The organism is Streptomyces sp. NPDC088124 (assembly GCF_040685895.1).
Taxonomy (GTDB): domain Bacteria; phylum Actinomycetota; class Actinomycetes; order Streptomycetales; family Streptomycetaceae; genus Streptomyces.
The window spans coordinates 14,633-33,311 of record NZ_JBFBJB010000069.1 but is presented as its reverse complement, the minus strand read 5'-3'; the positions used below and the strand labels follow the sequence as shown (position 1 = coordinate 33,311).

The 18,679-nt window shown below is 71.5% G+C and carries 13 protein-coding genes; 5 read left to right on the top strand and 8 right to left on the bottom strand.

Annotation, left to right across the window (positions count from 1 at the left end):
- Positions 1 to 204: 204 nt before the first annotated feature.
- Entirely contained in the window at positions 205 to 354 is a 150-nt protein-coding gene (locus AB0P17_RS37305; protein WP_365818402.1) for a hypothetical protein, read from the top strand.
- Here AB0P17_RS37305 and treS read toward each other — a convergent pair.
- Together treS and AB0P17_RS37295 are read right to left on the bottom strand one after the other, a co-directional pair.
- Positions 306 to 2,039, bottom strand: a complete 1,734-nt coding sequence (gene treS, locus AB0P17_RS37300) for a maltose alpha-D-glucosyltransferase (protein ID WP_365818400.1) — start codon at positions 2,037 to 2,039, stop codon at positions 306 to 308. The two genes, AB0P17_RS37305 and treS, sit on opposite strands and share 49 nt — an antisense overlap.
- On the bottom strand, positions 2,036 to 4,036 hold the full coding sequence (locus AB0P17_RS37295; RefSeq protein WP_365818421.1) for an alpha-1,4-glucan--maltose-1-phosphate maltosyltransferase: 2,001 nt from the start codon (positions 4,034 to 4,036) through the stop codon (positions 2,036 to 2,038). Before AB0P17_RS37295 ends, treS begins: the two co-directional genes overlap by 4 nt.
- A 619-nt stretch (positions 4,037 to 4,655) precedes the next feature.
- Here AB0P17_RS37295 and glgP point away from each other — a divergent pair.
- Positions 4,656 to 7,373: an alpha-glucan family phosphorylase gene (gene glgP / locus AB0P17_RS37290; RefSeq protein WP_365818398.1), complete on the top strand. Its 2,718-nt coding sequence runs from the start codon at positions 4,656 to 4,658 to the stop codon at positions 7,371 to 7,373.
- A gap of 45 nt (positions 7,374 to 7,418) precedes the next feature.
- Here the strand turns inward: glgP and AB0P17_RS37285 are convergent, their stop codons facing one another.
- Positions 7,419 to 8,381, bottom strand: coding sequence for a threonine/serine dehydratase (locus AB0P17_RS37285; protein ID WP_365818396.1), 963 nt, complete (start codon positions 8,379 to 8,381; stop codon positions 7,419 to 7,421).
- A gap of 112 nt (positions 8,382 to 8,493) precedes the next feature.
- Between AB0P17_RS37285 and AB0P17_RS37280 the strand changes: the two genes are divergently transcribed.
- Complete coding sequence (locus AB0P17_RS37280) at positions 8,494 to 9,135, top strand: TetR/AcrR family transcriptional regulator C-terminal domain-containing protein (RefSeq protein WP_365818394.1); 642 nt, start codon at positions 8,494 to 8,496, stop codon at positions 9,133 to 9,135.
- Positions 9,136 to 9,200: 65 nt separating this feature from the next.
- Here AB0P17_RS37280 and AB0P17_RS37275 read toward each other — a convergent pair whose 3' ends face one another.
- The 4 genes from AB0P17_RS37275 to AB0P17_RS37260 form a co-directional block, all read right to left on the bottom strand.
- A complete protein-coding gene (locus AB0P17_RS37275; protein ID WP_365818392.1) occupies positions 9,201 to 11,231 on the bottom strand; it encodes a M4 family metallopeptidase in 2,031 nt (676 codons plus the stop codon).
- Between the two features lie 369 nt (positions 11,232 to 11,600).
- Positions 11,601 to 12,719 (bottom strand): bile acid:sodium symporter family protein, encoded by a 1,119-nt coding sequence (locus AB0P17_RS37270; protein ID WP_365818419.1) that lies wholly within the window; start codon positions 12,717 to 12,719, stop codon positions 11,601 to 11,603.
- Positions 12,715 to 13,299: a hypothetical protein gene (locus AB0P17_RS37265; protein WP_365818390.1), complete on the bottom strand. Its 585-nt coding sequence runs from the start codon at positions 13,297 to 13,299 to the stop codon at positions 12,715 to 12,717. Before AB0P17_RS37265 ends, AB0P17_RS37270 begins: the two co-directional genes overlap by 5 nt.
- A 17-nt stretch (positions 13,300 to 13,316) precedes the next feature.
- A complete protein-coding gene (locus AB0P17_RS37260) occupies positions 13,317 to 14,192 on the bottom strand; it encodes an isocitrate lyase/PEP mutase family protein (RefSeq protein ID WP_365818388.1) in 876 nt (291 codons plus the stop codon).
- Positions 14,193 to 14,540: 348 nt separating this feature from the next.
- Here AB0P17_RS37260 and AB0P17_RS37255 point away from each other — a divergent pair, with 348 nt between their 5' ends.
- Positions 14,541 to 17,177 (top strand): hypothetical protein, encoded by a 2,637-nt coding sequence (locus AB0P17_RS37255; protein ID WP_365818386.1) that lies wholly within the window; start codon positions 14,541 to 14,543, stop codon positions 17,175 to 17,177.
- On the top strand, positions 17,174 to 17,836 hold the full coding sequence (locus AB0P17_RS37250) for a hypothetical protein (RefSeq protein ID WP_365818384.1): 663 nt from the start codon (positions 17,174 to 17,176) through the stop codon (positions 17,834 to 17,836). Before AB0P17_RS37255 ends, AB0P17_RS37250 begins: the two co-directional genes overlap by 4 nt.
- A gap of 163 nt (positions 17,837 to 17,999) precedes the next feature.
- On the opposite strand, the gene AB0P17_RS37245 is transcribed toward AB0P17_RS37250, so the two are convergent.
- A complete protein-coding gene (locus AB0P17_RS37245) occupies positions 18,000 to 18,566 on the bottom strand; it encodes a TetR family transcriptional regulator (RefSeq protein WP_365818382.1) in 567 nt (188 codons plus the stop codon).
- Positions 18,567 to 18,679: the final 113 nt, after the last annotated feature.

The following is an 18,679-nucleotide window of genomic DNA, read 5'->3' as shown; positions in this document are numbered from 1 at the left end:
ACTCGATACGAATTTGATCGAATCGATCGAACTGGATGTGGAGGAGAGTGCCCCGTGCGAGGCGGTGGAAACCGCCCCGCACCACGACACGCGTTAACACCGTGTCACAAGGGCCCTCTGGGCAGGAGGGAGTGCGCGGCGCACGCCCGGGCGGGCCCGCGGCGCACGCCCGGGACGCCCCGCGTCTCACCCCCGGAGGGCTGGGTGTCCCACACTCACGAGGACACCCGCGGGGACATCCACAAGAACACCCGCGGGGGCATCCACAAGGACATCCGCGAGGACATCCACGAGGGGAACGCGGCTCACGCCGGAGGCGCGGCGGCGGCGTCCTTCCGCAGCCTGAACCAGTAGAAGCCGTGACCCGCCAGGGTCAGCAGATACGGCCATTCACCGATCGCGGGGAACCGCACCCCGCCGATCAGCTCCACCGGGTGCCGGCCGCTGAACGTCTTCAGGTCCAGCTCCGTCGGCTGTGCGAAACGCGAGAAGTTGTGGACGCACAGCACCAGGTCGTCGCCCTCGCCCTCCTGGGAGGGCGCCTCGCGCAGGAAGGCGAGCACCGCCGGGTTGGACGACGGCAGCTCCGTGTACGAGCCGAGCCCGAAGGCCGGGTTCTGCTTCCGGATCTCGATCATCCGCCGGGTCCAGTGCAGCAGCGAGGACGGCGACGCCATCGCCGCCTCCACGTTGGTGACCTGGTAGCCGTAGACCGGGTCCATGATCGTCGGCAGATAGAGCCGCCCGGGGTCGCTGGACGAGAAGCCCGCGTTCCGGTCCGGGGTCCACTGCATCGGTGTCCGTACGGCGTCCCGGTCGCCCAGCCAGATGTTGTCGCCCATCCCGATCTCGTCCCCGTAATAGAGGATCGGGGAGCCGGGCAGCGACAGCAGCAGCGCCGTGAACAGCTCGATCTGGTTGCGGTCGTTGTCCAGCAGCGGGGCGAGCCGGCGCCGGATGCCGATGTTGGCGCGCATCCGCGGATCCTTGGCGTACTCCGCGTACATGTAGTCGCGCTCTTCGTCCGTGACCATTTCGAGGGTCAGCTCGTCGTGGTTGCGCAGGAAGATGCCCCACTGGCAGCTGCTCGGGATCGCCGGGGTCTTCGCCAGGATTTCCGAGACCGGGTAGCGGGACTCGCGCCGTACGGCCATGAAGATCCGCGGCATCACCGGGAAGTGGAACGCCATGTGGCATTCGTCGCCCCCCTTCGCGTAGTCGCCGAAGTAGTCGACGACGTCCTCCGGCCACTGGTTGGCCTCGGCGAGGATCACGGTGTCGGGGTAGTTCGCGTCGATCTCCGCCCGTACCCGCTTCAGGAACTCGTGGGTGGCCGGCAGGTTCTCGCAGTTGGTGTTCTCCTCCTGGTACAGGTACGGCACGGCGTCGAGCCGGAAGCCGTCGATGCCCAGGTCCAGCCAGAAGCGCAGCGCGGAGACGATCTCCTCCTGCACCTTCGGGTTCTCGTAGTTGAGATCGGGCTGGTGGGAGAAGAAGCGGTGCCAGTAGTACTGCTTGCGCACCGGGTCGAAGGTCCAGTTCGACGTCTCCGTGTCGACGAAGATGATCCGCGCGTCCTGGAACGCCTTGTCGTCGTCGGCCCAGACGTAGTAGTCGCCGTACGGACCCTCGGGGTCCTTGCGGGACTCCTGGAACCAGTCGTGCTGATCGCTCGTGTGGTTCATGACGAAGTCGATGATCACGCGCATGCCGCGCTGGTGCGCGGCGTCGACGAACTCCACGAAGTCGGCGAGGTCGCCGAACTCGGGGAGGACCGCCGTGTAGTCGGAGACGTCGTAGCCCCCGTCGCGCAGCGGCGACTTGAAGAACGGCGGCAGCCAGAGGCAGTCGACCCCGAGCCATTGCAGGTAGTCCAGCTTGGCGGTGATGCCCTTGAGATCACCGATGCCGTCGCCGTTGCTGTCCTGGAACGAACGCACCAGGACCTCGTAGAAGACGGCGCGCTTGAACCAGTCGGGATCGCGGTCCGTGGCCGGGGTGTCCTCGAACGTGTCGTGGACGGGCTCATTGACGATCATGATGTGGGTGACCCTCCGATCGGCGGGGACGGTCGCAGCACCACGATGTGCGCGGGCGTGACGCCCGGCTCCAGGCGCACATAGAAGGAGCTGCCCCAGTGATAGGTCTCGCCGGTGAGCTCGTCGCGCACCGGCACGGTCTCGTGGCCCTCCATCGATGCGAGGCCGAGCCGTGCCCTGTCCAACGAGACCGTCGCCTCCTGGGTGTGGTGGGGGTCGAGGTTGACGACCACCAGAACGATGTCCGTGCCCGACCTCTTGCTGTACGCGATGACCGCGTCGTTGTCGGCGTGGTGGAAGTGGATGTCGCGGAGCTGCTGGAGGGCGGGGTGGTGCCGTCTGATCCGGTTGAGTGATGTGATCAGCGGCGCGATCGTCCGGCCCTCACGCTCGGCCGCCTCCCAGTCACGGGGCCTGAGCTGGTACTTCTCCGAGTCGAGGTACTCCTCGCTGCCCGGCTTGAGCGGTGTGTTCTCGCAGAGTTCGTACCCCGCGTACACCCCCCAGGTGGGCGCCATCGTCGCCGCGAGCACCGCCCGCGTCTCGAAGGCGGGGCGGCCGCCGTCCTGGAGGTAGGCGTGCAGGATGTCCGGTGTGTTGACGAAGAAGTTGGGCCGCATGGACCAGGCCGACTCACCCGACAGCTCCGTCAGGTACTCCGTCAGCTCCTGCTTGCTGTTACGCCACGTGAAGTACGTGTACGACTGCTGGAAGCCGACCGCGCCGAGCGTCCGCATCATGGCGGGCCGGGTGAACGCCTCCGCCAGGAAGATGACGTCCGGGTCCGTACGGTTGATGTTCGCGATGACCTTCTCCCAGAAGAGCACCGGCTTCGTGTGCGGATTGTCGACGCGGAAGATGCGGACGCCGTGCGCCATCCAGTACCGCAGGACACGGGTGGTCTCCCGGACCAGCCCGCGCAGATCGCTGTCGAAGGCGATCGGATAGATGTCCTGGTACTTCTTCGGCGGGTTCTCCGCGTACGCGACGGAGCCGTCCGCGCGGTGGTGGAACCACTCCGGGTGCTTCTCGACCCACGGGTGGTCCGGCGAGCACTGGAGCGCGAAGTCGAGCGCGATCTCCATCCGCAGGGTGCGGGCCGTCTCCACGAAGTGGTCGAAGTCCTCGATCGTCCCCAGGGCCGGGTGGATCTCGTCGTGGCCGCCCTCGGCCGAGCCGATCGCCCACGGCACCCCGACATCCTCGGGGCCGGGCGTGAGGCTGTTGTTGGGGCCCTTGCGGAACGTGGTGCCGATGGGGTGGATCGGTGGCAGATAGACGACGTCGAACCCCATCGCGGCCACGGCGGGCAGCCGCTCGGCCGCCGTTCTGAAGGTGCCGCTCACCGGCGGCTCGCCCTGCCGGACGACCGCGCCCTCGGAGCGCGGGAAGAGCTCGTACCACGATCCGTACAGCGCGCGCGGGCGCTCGACGAGCAGCGGCACCGGGCGTGCGGCGCTGACCAGTTCGCGCAGCGGATGGCGGTCGAGGGCCGCGGTGGCCTCGGGGGCGAGCGCGGCGGCGAGCCGGGCGGCGGCGGGCAGCGCGGTGTCCCGCAGGGTGTCGGCGGCGGCGAGCACCGCCTCCCGGCCGTCGCGCTTGGGCACCCCGGCGGCGGCGCGCTCGTACAACTCGGCGCCCTCCGCGAGGACGAGGGGGATGTCGGTGGCACCGGCCGGAATCTTGATGCCGGCGGCGTGGCGCCAGGTCGCGACGGGGTCGCTCCACGCCTCGACCGTATACGTCCACCGGCCTTCCCCGGTGGGGGTGACCTCCGCGCCCCACCGGTCGGTGCCGGGGGCGAGTTCACACATCGGGGTCCACGGGCCGGGGCGTCCGCCCGGGTCCACGAGAACGACATTGGCGGCGACGGCGTCATGGCCTTCGCGGAAGACGGTCGCGGTGACCTGGAAGGATTCACCGACCACCGCCTTCGCGGGGCGTCTTCCACAGTCGACGAGCGGGCGTACGTCCAGGACGGGAATGCGTCCGATCAGCGGTTTCACTGGATCACCTGAGGGCTGTGCGGGCTTGACAGGCAGGGCGGGTGAAGCGGATGGCGCGAGTGGAGCGGCTGCAGTGCCGTGACGAGAGAAGGTGTACGAGCTTTGTGTGGTTTTAATGCTCTTTGTAGCTGCTCTGTGGGCGACTGCGAGGCTGCGAGCATGGCCGCTCCTGTCCGCGTTCACTCGAATAGCGCTGGAAATCGGGACGAGACGCGCTCGTGTGCGGTAGGTACCGCTGGAGCCTTCCCACTCGTTTCGGGGCGGTAATCCAGCGGTGTGTTAACTCCTCCTACTCCGGCCGGATCGGGTCATGCATGCCGTGAGGGGGTGGGTTTCGGCCGATAAGGACGGTGCCGCGTGTCGCGGCGCCGGACCGCTCCGGTGCCCCGGCGCCGATGTCCCCACCACGTCCCGGATATCACCGACGGGACAACCGGGGAAACCACCGGGGAGGGAGCGAATGGAGTGCATTCGCGGCCACGTGTGCGCCGTGGTCCCGCGCGGCGGGGTAGGGCTACCTTCGAGGAGAGGCGGACGCACCGTGCGGTGTGTCCGCTGCGGCTCTTCTGCCGTCCGGCTGTCCGACCCCCCGGTTGCGAAGGTGGAACACGTGAAGGCAATCCGTCGGTTCACCGTCCGCCCCGTCCTGCCAGAACCGCTCCAACCCCTCAGCGACCTCGCCCGCAATCTGCGCTGGTCATGGCAGCCGGAGACCCGCGAACTCTTCGAGTCCGTCGACCCCGCCGGGTGGCGCGCCGCGGGTGCCGACCCCGTACGGATGCTGGGCGGCGTCTCCGCCGCCCGCCTCGCGGAGCTGGCCGCCGACCGCGCTTTCCTCGACCGGCTCACCGCCGCAGCCGCCGATCTCGACACCTATCTGCACGGCGCCCGCTGGTACCAGGAGCATGCCGTCGGCGGGGGGGAGACCGGCGCGGAAGGGGGCGTACGCGGGAGCGCGCGCGGGACCGGCGAACTGCCCGCCGCCATTGGCTACTTCTCGCCGGAGTTCGGGGTCACGGCCGCGCTGCCGCAGTACTCCGGCGGCCTCGGCATCCTCGCCGGTGACCACCTCAAGGCCGCCAGCGATCTCGGCGTACCGCTCATCGGCGTCGGACTGCTCTACCGGCACGGCTACTTCCGCCAGTCGCTCTCGCGGGACGGCTGGCAGCAGGAGCAGTACCCGGTCCTCGACCCCAACGAGCTGCCGCTGACCCTGCTGCGCGAGGCGGACGGCACCGCCGCGCGGGTCACCCTCGCCCTGCCGGGCCACCGCACCCTGCGCGCCTGCGTCTGGCAGGCCCAGGTCGGCCGGGTCCCGCTGCTGCTGCTCGACTCGGACGTCGAGGAGAACGGCCCCGGCGAACGCGATGTCACCGACCGGCTCTACGGCGGCGGCAGCGAGCACCGCCTCCTCCAGGAGATGCTGCTCGGCATCGGCGGCGTCCGCGCGCTCCGTACGTACTGCCGGCTCACCGGCCACCCCGCGCCCGAGGTGTTCCACACCAACGAGGGGCACGCCGGCTTCCTCGGCCTGGAACGCATCCGCGAACTCGTCAGCACACCGGCCGAGGCCCTGTCCGGCACGGGAGCCCCCGGAACCGGTACGGGCATGGGGTTCGAGGCCGCGCTGGAGGCGGTCCGCGCCGGCACGGTCTTCACCACGCACACCCCCGTCCCGGCCGGCATCGACCGTTTCGACCGCGACCTGGTCGCCCGCCACTTCGGCGACGACGGCGAGCTCCCCGGCGTACCCGTGGAACGGGTCCTCGGCCTCGGCGTGGAGAGCTACCCCGGCGGCGAACCGCACCTGTTCAACATGGCGGTCATGGGGCTGCGGCTCGCCCAGCGCGCCAACGGGGTCTCCACCCTGCACGGCGCCGTCAGCCGGGAGATGTTCGCCGGGCTCTGGCCGGGCTTCGACCCGGCGGAGGTGCCCATCACCTCCGTGACCAACGGGGTGCACGCACCGACCTGGACCGCCCCCGAGGTGACCCGCCTCGGCGCCCGGGGGAACGGCGCCGGCCACCCCGGCCCCGCGGATCTCCCCGACTTCGCCGGGACCCCGGACGCCGACCTCTGGGACGTACGCCGGACGCTGCGCGCCCGGCTCGTCGCCGAGGTACGCGAACGGCTCCGCGCCTCCTGGCGGCTGCGCGGCGCCGAGGACGCCGAACTGGGCTGGATCGACGGCGTCCTCGACCCGGACGTCCTGACCATCGGCTTCGCCCGCCGCGTCCCCTCGTACAAACGCCTCACGCTCATGCTGCGCGACCGGGACCGCCTCACGGAGTTGCTGCTCCACCCCGAGCGGCCGGTCCAGATCGTCGTCGCCGGGAAGGCGCATCCGGCGGACGACGGCGGGAAGCGGCTGGTGCGCGAACTGGTGCGGTTCTCCGACGACCCGCGCGTCCGGCACCGCATCGTCTTCCTGCCCGACTACGGCATGGGCATGGCGCAGAAGCTCTACCCCGGCTGCGACGTCTGGCTCAACAACCCGCTGCGCCCGCTGGAGGCGTGCGGCACCAGCGGGATGAAGGCCGCGCTCAACGGCTGCCTCAACCTGTCGGTGCTGGACGGCTGGTGGGACGAGTGGTTCGAGCCCGACTTCGGCTGGGCGATCCCCACCGCCGACACCGCGAGCACCGACGAGAACCGCCGGGACGACCTGGAGGCGAACGCCCTCTACGAACTCATCGAGGACCGGGTCGCGCCCCGCTTCTACGACCGGGGCGACAGCGGTGCCGACGGACTGCCCGGCCGCTGGATCGAGATGGTCCGCAGCACCCTGGTCACCCTGGGGCCGAAGGTGCTCGCCGGACGCATGGTGCGCGAGTACGTGGAGCGGCTCTACGCCCCGGCCGCCCGCGCCCACCGCGCGCTCGACGGCGGTACGGCGGCGGAGCTGGCCGCCTGGAAGTACCGGACGCGCACGCTCTGGCCGTACGTCTCCGTCGACCACGTGGAGGCGGTGGCGGCCACCGGCACCGGGGGCAGTACCGAGCTGGGCTCCACGCTCACCCTCCGGGTGAGCGTCGGCCTCGGCGAACTCCGCCCGGACGACGTCGAGGTGCAGGCCGTCGCGGGCCGGGTCGGCACGGACGACGCGCTCGTGGACGCGCGGCCCTTCCCGCTCAAACCGGCGGGCGGCCCCGACCTGGAGGGCCGCTGGGTGTACGAGGGCCCGCTCGCCCTGGACCGTACGGGCCCCTACGGCTACACCGTCCGCGTCCTGCCCGCGCACCCGCTGCTGTCCACCAGCGCGGACCTCGGGCTGGTGGCGCTGCCGACGGAGGCGACGGGGGAGGGCGCGGGGGTGCTCATGCGCTGAGCCGCGCGCCCCCATGTGCCTGAGACGCCGGGCCGGGACGCCGGTTCAGGACAGCGAGCCGGGGTCCGTGTTGGCGCCGCACAGCACCACGCACACGCGCTCCCCGGGGGCGGGCCGGTAGCCGTACCGCCCCTCCTCCGGGGCGTGGGTGAGGGCGGCCAGCGCCGTCGACGCGGCGTGCTCCACCGCGATCCGGTGGCCGTCCCACAGGGACTGCCGGGCCGCGGTGATCGCGGTGTCCGGGACGAGAACCGAACGCACCCCGTCCCGCCCCGCGGTGGACAGGGCCATCGCCGAGGCACGGGACGCGCCCAGGGAGTCGGCGGCGACCGAGTCGACCGGCACGTCCACCAGGCGCCCCGCCTCCAGCGCCGCGTTCAGGGCCCGGCAGTGCTCGGGCTCGACCGCCACGACCCGTACGCCGTGGTGCAGCGCGGCGGTGGCGACGCCCGTGAACAGCCCGCCGCCGCCCACGGACACCACCACCGTGTCCAGCTCCGGGAGCCGGGCGTGGATCTCCTCCATCAAAGTGCCCGCGCCGGCCGCGATCAGCGGATGGTCGTACGCGTGCGAGGCGAGCGCGCCGCTCGTGGCGGCGAACTCCTCGCACGCGGTGAGCGCCGCACCGTACGTGGCCCCGGTCAGCCGCACGTCGGCGCCGTACGACCGGAGCCGGCCGACCTTCACCGGCGGGGCCGACTCCGGCAGGAAGACCGTCGCCCGTACGCCCTGCTGCCGCGCCGCCCACGCGCAGGCGAGCCCGGCGTTGCCGCCCGAGGCGATGGTCACGCCCGCGGCCGGCAGGGTGCCGGAGGCGCGGTGGGCGCGGAGGAAGTTCTGCGCGCCGCGGGCCTTGAAGCTGCCGGTGTACTGGAGGTACTCCAGCGCCAGCCAGATCTCCGCACCGGCTTCGGACACCGGGTCCGCCGGGGCCAGGGCCACGGGGCGGACGTGCCCGGCGACGCGGTCCGCCGCCTGCTTGACGTCGTCGTAGGTGATTCCGGGCATGTGCTGGCTCCTGCCGGTGGGGCGCGAGGGTCCGGTGGGCCCCGGGGCTCCCGGAACGGGGGCCGAGGGGACCGGTGGATAGTCCGATACGGTGTACCGTACGCTGGCTCCCATGCCCAGGCAATCCGCTTCCCTCGACGCCGCCACCCCGGAGCGCATCGCCGCCACCGCGCTGGCGATCATCGACATGGACGGCCCCGGAGCGCTGAGCTTCCGCACCCTCGCCGCCCGCCTCGGCGTCGCCCACGCCACCGTCCAGCGCCGCTGCGCCGACCTCGCCGGGCTGCTCGACCTCTGCGCGGACCATCTCGCCGCGGACCTCCCCGACATCCCGCCGGACACCGCCTGGGCCGAGGCGACCGAGACCCGCTTCCGGGCGCTGTACGCGACGCTGACCACGCACCCCGGGCTGCTCGCGCTGCGCGGCAGCCGCCCGTGGCTCGGCCCCCGGCTGCTGGGCAGGCTGGTGGAGCCGCAGCTCGCCGGCAGCGTCGCCGCCGGGATGACACCGGGCGAGGCGATCGCCGCGTACCGCCGGATGTACCTGCTCACACTCGGCAGCGCCACCTTCGTCGACCACCGCGATCCCTGGGGGAGCGTGACGGCGACCCGTACGGCACTGGCGGCGCTGGACCCCGAGGACTTCCCGGTGCTCACCGGACATCTCCCGGAGATCCTGCCCGCGGTCGTGGACCACGAGGTCTTCTACGGCGCGCTGCGCCAGCTCGTCCGCGCCGCCGACCCGGCGGCGTGACGCCGCCCGGGGCGCAGAGGCACCCCGGGCGGCTTCCGTGGAACGACGGCTCAGGAGATGAGCCTTCAGAAGGTGAGCTTGAAGCTGTTGAGCCGGCCCGTGTCCTGGGACGCGACATCCTGGACCTTCAGCGTCCAGGTGCCGTTCGCGACCTCGGACGAGGCGTTGACGTAGTACGTCTCGATCACGTTGTCCGCCGAGTCCCCGCTGCTCGCGGCCTTCAGCCGGTACGAGGTGCCGCTCGGGCCCACCAGGTCGATGACCAGGTCACCGCGCCAGGTGTGCGTGATGTTCACGTCGACCTGGAGGGAGGACGGGGCGTTGCCCGTGACGCCCGAGACGACGAGCGGCGAGGTGATCGCCGCGCCGTTGTCCGGGATGGCGATCGACGTCGTGGACTCGAACGCCTGGCCCGTGCCGCCGCTGCCCGGACGGGGGCCGACCGCGATGCCGGCCCACGCGTTCTGCACGGCCGTGTACTCGGCGCTGGTCGTGCCGTACAGCTCACCGGCGACCGCGAGCGTGCCGGTGCGGGCCGCCGCGTAGTTCGTCGTCGTGGTGAACTTCGTGGCGAGCGCCTTGAACCAGATCTGCTCGGCCTTCTCCCGGCCGATGCCGGTCACCGGCAGTCCGTCGGAGGTCGGGGAGTCGTACGAGACCCCGTTGACCGTCTTGGCGCCGCTGCCCTCGGAGAGCAGGTAGAAGAAGTGGTTCGCCGGGCCGGAGGAGTAGTGGACGTCGACGCCGCCGATGCCGGAGTACCAGTAGTCCTTGGAGGCACCGTCCTTGCTCGGCTTGTCCATGTAACGGAGCGGCGTGCCGTTGCCGTTGATGTCGATCTTCTCGCCGACGAGGTAGTCGCCCGGGTCGCTCGCGGTGTCGGAGTAGAACTCGACGGCCGCGGCGAAGATGTCGGAGGTGGCCTCGTTCAGACCGCCGGACTCGCCGCTGTAGATCAGACCGGCCGTGTTGGCGGTGACGCCGTGGGACATCTCGTGGGCGGCCACGTCGATGGAGGTCAGCGGCTTGGCGTTGCCGGAACCGTCCCCGTACGTCATGCAGAAGCAGGAGTCCTGCCAGAAGGCGTTGACGTAGCCGCTGCTGTAGTGGACGCGGGAGTACGCGCCGACACCGTCACCGCGGATGCCGTTGCGGCCGTGCACGTTCTTGAAGTAGTCCCACGTCTCGGCCGCGCCGTACGCGGCGTCGGCGCCCGCCGTCTCCAGGTTGGCGGGCAGGCCGTTGCCCCATGTGTCGGTGGAGTTGGAGAAGAGCGTCCCGGTGCCCGACGTACCGCGGTTCAGGTTGTACGTACGGTGGTTGCCGCGGCCCCCGTCGGTGAGGTTGTACGTCGAGCCCGACGCGGTGGAGCCGAGGGTGACCTGGCCGCTGTACTGGGTGTTGCCCACACCGTTCTTGACGGCCTGCCACTGGTACAGCTTCTTGCCGGTGGCCGCGTCGGTGACGACGTGCAGCTCGTTCGGGGTGCCGTCGTGCTGGAGGCCGCCGACGACCGTCTCGTAGGCGAGGGTGGGGGAACCCTGCGCCATCCAGACCACCTTGCGCGGCGCGCGCTCGGCCTCGGTCTTCTTCGAACCCTCCGCCACGGCGGCGCTCAGCGCCTGCCTCTCCGCGACCGGGGCCGCCACGTCGGCCTCGGTGCTGACGTTCGTGAGCGTGGACTTGGACGCCTTGCTCACGGACTGCGTCGTGCCCGCCTTCGTCGCGGCGACGACGAGGTCGCCGCCGAGGACCGGCAGCCCCTGGTAGGTGCGCTCGTACCGGGTGTGCGTGGTGCCGTCGACGTCCTGGACGACATCGCGGACGACCAGCTTCTCCTGGGCGCCGAGGTTGAGTTCCTCGGCGGTCTCCGCCTTGGTCGCGTCGGCGTCGCGCAGCAGCGCCGCGCGCTGGGCGGGGGAGAGCGTGCGCGGCAGCGCACCCGGATCGGCCTTGCCCGCGACCGGTGCGGCGGGCGCGCTGTCCGGCTGCGCGGCGGCGGTGCCGGCCTGGACGCCGACGGTGAGAAGGGCTGCTGCGGCGATCAGTGCGCCGGTGGCCGTGGCGCGCCGACGGGGTCTGTGCGTGGGTCTCACGCGAACTCCTTCTGCGAGGGGGGACCGGGCGGGCCGGTGGGTCACCCGGACAGTGCACGCGGAGCGGTGTGGAGCGGTGTGGAGCGGTGTGGAGCGGTGTGCGGTGGGGTGGTGCGGAGAACGGGGGAAGAGTGGCAGCAGTGACGCGTTCCTGTCAGGGGCGCGTCAAGAAGTTGGCCGGAATTCGTTCGCTGCCCGAAATTGCCTGTTCGTTAAGCGGACGTTTCACCGGTCATCACGCGTGCGGTGCCTGCGCGTCGGGCCGGGCGCGGGTATGTGAACGGAGCGTCAACCGGCTCCGGGCGAGACCCGCCCGGAGCCGGTTGTACTGTGGCGCGTTCTGTGCCGTGTCCCCGTACGGTTCCCCCGTCAGACCGCCGTACTCCGCGCGGGCGGACGGGACGCCGTACCGGCCCCTGCCGCGGGTGCGGATTCCACCGGTGCGGACGGTTCCGCCGGTTCGAGAGGCTCCGCCGGTTTCGACGGGTCCGCCGGTTCCGGCGCCTGCCGGGCCCAGCGGGCCGCGAGGACCGCGCACACCATCAACTGGAGCTGGTGGTAGAGCATCAGTGGCAGGATCACCGGGCCCGCCGAGGCCCCGAACAGCACCGCCGCCATGGGCAGCCCCGTCGCGAGGCTCTTGTTCGAGCCGCAGAAGACGATGGTGATCCGGTCCTCCCGGCCGAAGCCGAGCCGCCGCGCGGCGTACGCCGTCGTCGTGAGCGCCAGCCCGAGCAGGCACGCCACCACACCCAGGAGGCCGGCCAGCCGCGCCGGAGTGATCTGCTGCCAGATCCCCTCGGCCACGCCCAGGCTGAACGCCGTGTACACCACGAGCAGGATCGAGCCCCGGTCCAGCAGGGCGAGTCCCCTCTTGTGCCGCCCGACGAACCCGCCGATCCAGCGGCGCAGCACCTGTCCGGCGAGGAACGGCAGCAGCAACTGGACCGCGATGGCGAGCAGCCGCTCCGCCGAGAAGGTGGCGGTGGCGCCGATCAGCCAGGCGGACAGCAGCGGCGTGGCGACCATCCCGGCGAGGCTGGAGTACGTGCCGGCGCAGATCGCGGCCGGCACATTGCCCCGGGCGGTGGAGGTGAGGGCGATCGAGGACTGGACGGTGGAGGGGACGACGCAGAGGAAGAGCAGACCGACGTGCAACTGGTCGGTGAGCAGATACGGTACGAGGCCGCCCGCGGCCACACCGAGCAGTGGGAAGAGCGCGAACGTGCCCGCGCCCACGACGAGATGGAGCTTCCAGCGGCGCAGGCCGTCCAGCGCCTCCCGGGTGGAGAGCCGCGCTCCGTAGAGGAAGAAGAGCAGCCCGATGGCGAGGTCGGCGGCGCCCCCGACGGCCACGGCGGCGCGCCCGGTCGCGGGGAGCAGCGCGGCGAGCACGACCGTACCGAGGAGGGCGGCCACGTAGGGGTCGACCGCCTTCCTCAGCCGGCCCGGCCAGGACGGCGGCCGGGACTTCTGGTTCACGTCAATCACCTTCGCCGTCGTCGCCCTGCCACGGGGGGTGGCCGATCTGCGCGATCCACCCGAGCAGCGAAGGCGTGGAGTTGGCGGCCCGCGCGGGGGCCGGTGCGGGGGCCGGTGGTGGTGCCTGTCCCTGTCCCTGTTCTGCACCGGGAGCGGGTGCAGGTGCGGGCGCGAGTGCGGGCGCAGGCGTAGGCGCGGGTGCCGTGACCGGTGCCGGTGCCGGTGCGGGTGCCGTGACCGGTGCGGTGCCGGAGGTGTCCCCGGTCCGTACGTCGATCGCGCCGCCGCCCCCGTCGTGGTCGCTGCCGGCCGTCCCCTTGCTGCTGATCAGCGTGTTGAGGGTGCGGTCGACCTCCAGCCAGGAATCGGCGTGGGAGTTGTCGATCACGACGAGCCCGACGTTCCGCCCGGCGACGGGCCCGGACTCCGACGAGTCGTCGTCATCGGCCTGCGCCCCGGCACCGGCGCACAGGATGCTCGCGCCCGCCATGGCGACGACGCCCACGGCGGAGCCGCGTGTCAGGCGGGAACCGCCGGTGGTGTTCCGGTGGCGGCCGGTGCCGGCCCGGAAAGGGTTCGACGGCACGACGTTCCGCGGCCCGCTCAGACGGAGGCGGGAACGGGCATGGAATGCCGGACGTCGTGATGTCTGCTGATGTTCTTCTCCAGCAGTTCCGTCGCGCCCTTCACTCCGATGGCGCCGGTTTCCCGGGTGTCGGGCAGTCGCCCGTCATCCATTTTCAGATCGATGAGCGCGCTGTCGATCGCGCCGTGCGCGGCGAATAGGCACGGCGTGCTGTAGATGGCGACATCGACGCCGAGTTCCGAGAGTTCGGTGAGCGAGAGCCGCGGCGACTTTCCGCCCGCGATCTGGTTGAAGAGCAGGGGCTTGTCGCCGACGACCGAACGGATCTTCCGGATCCATTCGACGCTGCGCACCCCGTCGACGAGGACGACGTCCGCGTCGGTCTCCGCGAGCGCCTCGGCCCGCCGGATGATCTCCGCTTCCTCCGTGGCGTCCGTACGGGCCACCACGAGCAGGTCCTCCCGGCTGCGCAGCACCAGATCCAGCTTGGCCAGGTACTCCTCCAGGGGCAGGATCAGCTTGCCGTCCGCGTGTCCGCAGCGGCGGGGCCGCTTCTGGTCCTCCAGGATCACCCCGGAGGCCCCGGCGCGCTCCAGCCGCTGCACGACGTGGCAGGCGACCTCGGGGTCGACGTAACCGTCGTCGATGTCCACCAGCATGTGGTGGCGGGGGAAGGCGAGCCGGAGCCGCTCGGCGAAGGCCACCATGTCGGGCCACGCGATGTATCCGATGTCGGGGAGCCCGTAGTGCGAGGCGGCGAAGCCGAATCCCGAGACGAAGAATCCGTTGTAGTGCTGGGCCGCGATCGAGGCCGAGTACATGTCGTAAATACCGATGAGCGGTGTGGTGCGAGGCGATTGAACCGCTTCCCGCAGGGCGTTGCCGTAGAGCATGGCTCTCCTCTGTCCTGAGTGGATTCCTCGGCGGAATCCGGGACGGGGTGGGTGGGGGTACGGGAAAAGATTTGCAGAACCCCAAGAGTTGGTAACGCGACACACCGGAGTATTTCCCGGTTTGGCAAAATTTCGATATTCGGTCTGTCCGGATCCGGTTGACCCGAACCGGTCTGTTGGGCCCTGGATTGGGTCCCGGGGCCCATGACGCGCCTGTGCCGCGGCCGTTACGCTCACCCGAACGGGGGGTGGGGCGATGTGCGCCACCATGAACGGCCCTTTCACCGGGGCAGTTTGAGGTCAGTCATGTCATTTTCTGGTGTCGTTCCACAGTCGGTTCCACAGCCCATGCCCAGGCAGCTCCTGGTGGCGCGCCTGCTGGTGTACGTCCTGTTCGGCGCGACGCTGCTCGGCGGTCTCGGGATCTTCCTGACCGCCGTGCTGCTCGGCGCGGTGGACGGGACGCTGATCGGGGCGGTGGCCTGGGCCGCCGTGCCCGGAGTGGCCGGCTGGGTGCTGGCGCGGCAGGTGGGGGTCGGCGGGGTCCGGGTCTGGTGGGGGCTGGTCGCGGTCCAGGTGTGGCTGATCCTCGGCGGTCTGGCCAACATCCGGGACGGCTCGGTCGCGGGTCTCACCCAACTGGTGCTGCCCATCGCGATCCTGACGCTGCTGGGCCGGGTGCGCAGCCGCGAGTGGTTCGACCTGTCGGAGCGCGAGCGGCGCGTGGACCCGCCGTTCTCCCTCGCCCACATGATCACGTGGCGGCGGGACCGCGGGCAGACGGCGATGGAGTACCTCGGTCTCGTCCTGGTCGTCGTGGCGGTCATCGGGGGTCTGGTGCTGGGGGCCGCGCAGATCGGCGGCGGCGTCCAGGCCCGTATCTGCTCGGTCCTCGACCTGTCCTGCGCCTCGGAGGGCGGCGGGGACAGCACGATCGAGGCGGGCGGCGACCAGGGTGACCCGGGCGGCCAGGGCGACCCGGGCGGCGCCACCGGCGGTACGACGGGCGGCGCCACCGGAGGGACAGGCGGCACCGGAGGCACCGGCGGCACCGGAGGTACGGGCGGCAGCGGAGGCACCGGAGGTACGGAGGGCGCGGGAGGCGCGGACACCTCCGGGGGGACGGCGGACGCCCCGGGCGATGACAGCCCGGGCGGCACCGACGACGAGGCGGGCGACCCCACCGACCCGTACGAGCCCATCTTCGCGCCCGGCGAGGAGGAGCGGCGCGAGGGGGGCGGCGACGACAAGAAGGCCGACTGCTCCGGTTTCTGGGGATGCACCTGGGACAAGCTCGGGCAGGTCGGTGAGGGCCTGTTCGTCGACGGAGTCTGGGGTGATGTCACCGACCTGTTCAACACGGTCATCCACCCGATCGACACGTTCAACGGCATCCTCGACTACGGCAAGTCGCTCGGCGACAAGTGGTCGGACGAATCCAAGGACGCCTCCGGCAAGTGGGGCGACGGCGACTACCTCGGCGCGGTGGGCGACTGGACCGGCGCCACGCTCAAGACCGGCGGCAAGGTCCTGGACGACATGTTCATCGGGGACGACGTACGCGAGACGTGGAACCGGGGTGAGAAGACCCAGGCCGTCACCAACGTCGCCTGGAACATCGGTTCGCTCTTCATCCCCGGCTACAACGTCGCGAAGGTCGCCGGGAAGACCAGCAAGCTCGGCAAGCTGGGCAAGATCGCCCAGGCCATCGCCAAGGGGGCCGAGAAGGCCAAGGACGCCGCGGGCAAGGCGCGGAAGGCGGCGGGCCTCGGCGACGCCAAGGGTGCCCGCAAGGCGGCCGACGAGGCGCAGCAGCACGCCGACGACGCGGCGAGGCAGGTCGAGGAGAAGGGGAGTTGCAGCATCGCGCTGGGCGGCGCGCTGCGCGTCCCGTACGGCGGCGGCCCGGCCGGCGGCGACAGCGGTCCGGGCACCGGCGGCGGTCCGGCCGGGGTGGCCGGCTCCGGCACCGGGGTCCTCGCCTCGGCCCGTGCCTCCGTACCGCTGATCGTCCTCGCGGAGGGCGGCAAGAAGCGGTGCGAGGGCGCGGAGGCGGACGACGCGCGGGAGGCGCAGCGGGAGGCGGACGACGCCGACCGGGCGGCGGACGGCGCGGAACTCGTCGACGCGGCCGACCGGGCGAAGCAGACCATCAAGGACGCGAAGGACAAGCAGAAGACGCCCAAGGAGGACCGCTACAACCTCAACGAGGGCGCGATCGACAAGCTCACCGCGAAGGCCAAGGACAACCCGGACCTGCGGCGGGGCGAGTTCGGCAAGGACGAGCTGGCCGCGGCGCTGGACGACCTCTCCGAGATGCTGAACACCAAGGGCATCGACAACCAGAGCCGCGGTTCCCTCGGCGGGACCGTCCTGAAGGCCAACGACCGTCACCAGCTGGCCGAGGCCATGGCCGAGGTCCGCGCCGCCAAGCGCGCCGCCGATCTGGAGGCCGCGCCCGGCACCAAGGTGTACGCGGCCGTCGGTGAGAAGAAGGGCCGCCAGTCGGTGGACCTCGGGGACGGCACCACCGCCGACCTCAAGGGCATCGACGACGCGGACGTCGTCTACAAGGGCAAGGACGGCAACATCCATGTGGCGGAGGTCAAGAACACCGCCAATGCCACCACCCAGGCGTCCCTGCCCGCCCAGGCGAAGAGGCTCGGCGACTGGGCGAAGCAGGACGGGGCGAACCCGCCCAGGGCGGCAAGGTACGAGATCCAGACGCCGAAGGACTGGGACAAGATCTTCGACGGCTTCCAGAAGGACAAGAAGACCGGCGAGACCCCGAAGGGCACCCCCGCGGGGACCATCGCGGACAACGGCCTCGGGGCCCGGATCGCCGGCCAGGACCTCACCCCCAAGCAGCTCAAGGACCTGGACGCGGCGTGGAACGCGAAGAGCCCGGCGGAGAAGCAGGCCGCGCGCGACTCGGGCAAGATGAAGGATCCCAAGAGCGCGATGGAATACCTGGGGGTCTCGTGACCGAGGACGACGGCGCGAAGGAGAGCGGTGTGCGGAGCGACGGCGCGGGCGGCGCCACGCCGCTGCTGCCCGAGGCGGTGCGGGCGGTCCCGTACTCCTGGGACACCGGCTTCGGCTGGCCGCCGGAGACCCCGGAGAGCGCGGAGAACCTCGCCCTCGCCCGTGCCGTACTGGAGGCGTGTCTCCCGGCGCGGCCCCTCGCCGTGCCGGAGCCGCCCGCCGAGGTCCGGGCGAAGGACCTCGGCGAGGGAGCGGAACTGCCCGACTGGGTCGAGGCCAGGAGCGTGCTGCGGGACCTCATGCCGTACGCGCGCGACGTGACCCGGGAGCGGATGGCCGAGGCGGAGGCGCGGTGCGCGCGGGCGGGCCTGGACACCACGGACTTCACGGCGCGCTGGACCCTCCGGATCTCCGCCTGGATCGCGGAGGAGGTGCTGCGCTGGTGCGGCCTGATGGTCGACGACACCACGGCGCTCACCCCCTGGGCGGTCGAGCTCGCGGAGCGGTACGCGACCCGGGGCATCGCCGCCGAACAGGCCGTGTGGCTGCTCCGGCTCACCCCCGAACTCCCGTCCGGCCAGGCGGCCCTGGCCCGTCTGGCCGGTGACGGGACACTGCCGGCCGAGGTACGGGAACTGGCCGCCGAGGGGGTCGGGTAGCCGCCCCCGGGGCCTGACACCGGGGAACCCGGGGCCCGGCACCGGAAACCCGGCACGGCGGAGGCGGCGGAGAGTCGGCCGCGGTGGAGAACGGGCCGCGTGGAGACCCGGCCGCCTTGGAGAGCCGGCCGCGGCGGAGAACCGTTACGGCCGGTGCCGGCTGTCAGCCGCCCGCGGTGACCGCTTTCAACTGGGCCAGCGAGTCGCGGACGAGCTCCCGGAAGTCCGCCGGGCCGGGGTCGGCAAGCCAGCGTTCGAACGTGATCTTGAAGACGGCGATGCCCGCCTCGGCGGTCAGGCCCGCGGCCGGGTCCGGGACGCCGCGGCCGCGGAGGGTGTCGGCGAGACCCTCGGACAGGCGCGCCAGCTTGATCAGCTCGCGCTCCTGGAGTTCGGCGTTGGCGGCGATGATCGCCTGGCGCCTGCGGGACTGCTCGCGGCGTTCCTGGAAGAGGGCGGCGGTGGCCTCCAGCGCCACCCCCACCGCGTCGATCGGCGCGACCGGCTCGGGCACGGCCACGAGGGCGTCCACGATGAGCCGCTCCAGCGATGTCGAGCCCCCGAACAGGACCTCGCGCTTGTCGGCGTAGTGGCGGAAGAACGTCCGCTCCGTGAGCCCCGCCCGCCGGGCGATCTCCGCCACGGTGGTCTGCTCGAATCCGCGCTCGCCGTAGAGCTCCAGCGCGGCCTGTTCGATTCGCCCGCGCGCGTTGGGCTCCCATCGGCTCATGCCCCCGATCCTACTCGACGCCAGTCACTGACATGGGTGATGGCAGTGACTGGCATCGGCTGTTACGTTTGATGTCAGTCACTGGCATCGACTTCGCCACCGCTTGCCGGGCG

What these genes read in the sequence shown, in the direction of transcription:
- treS (WP_365818400.1), bottom strand. Translation starts at nt 2,039, where the DNA reads ATGATCGTCAATGAGCCCGTCCACGACACGTTCGAGGACACCCCGGCC.
- AB0P17_RS37285 (WP_365818396.1), bottom strand. Translation starts at nt 8,381, where the DNA reads ATGCCCGGAATCACCTACGACGACGTCAAGCAGGCGGCGGACCGCGTC.
- AB0P17_RS37280 (WP_365818394.1), top strand. Translation starts at nt 8,494, where the DNA reads ATGCCCAGGCAATCCGCTTCCCTCGACGCCGCCACCCCGGAGCGCATC.
- AB0P17_RS37260 (WP_365818388.1), bottom strand. Translation starts at nt 14,192, where the DNA reads ATGCTCTACGGCAACGCCCTGCGGGAAGCGGTTCAATCGCCTCGCACC.
- AB0P17_RS37255 (WP_365818386.1), top strand. Translation starts at nt 14,541, where the DNA reads ATGCCCAGGCAGCTCCTGGTGGCGCGCCTGCTGGTGTACGTCCTGTTC.
- AB0P17_RS37245 (WP_365818382.1), bottom strand. Translation starts at nt 18,566, where the DNA reads ATGAGCCGATGGGAGCCCAACGCGCGCGGGCGAATCGAACAGGCCGCG.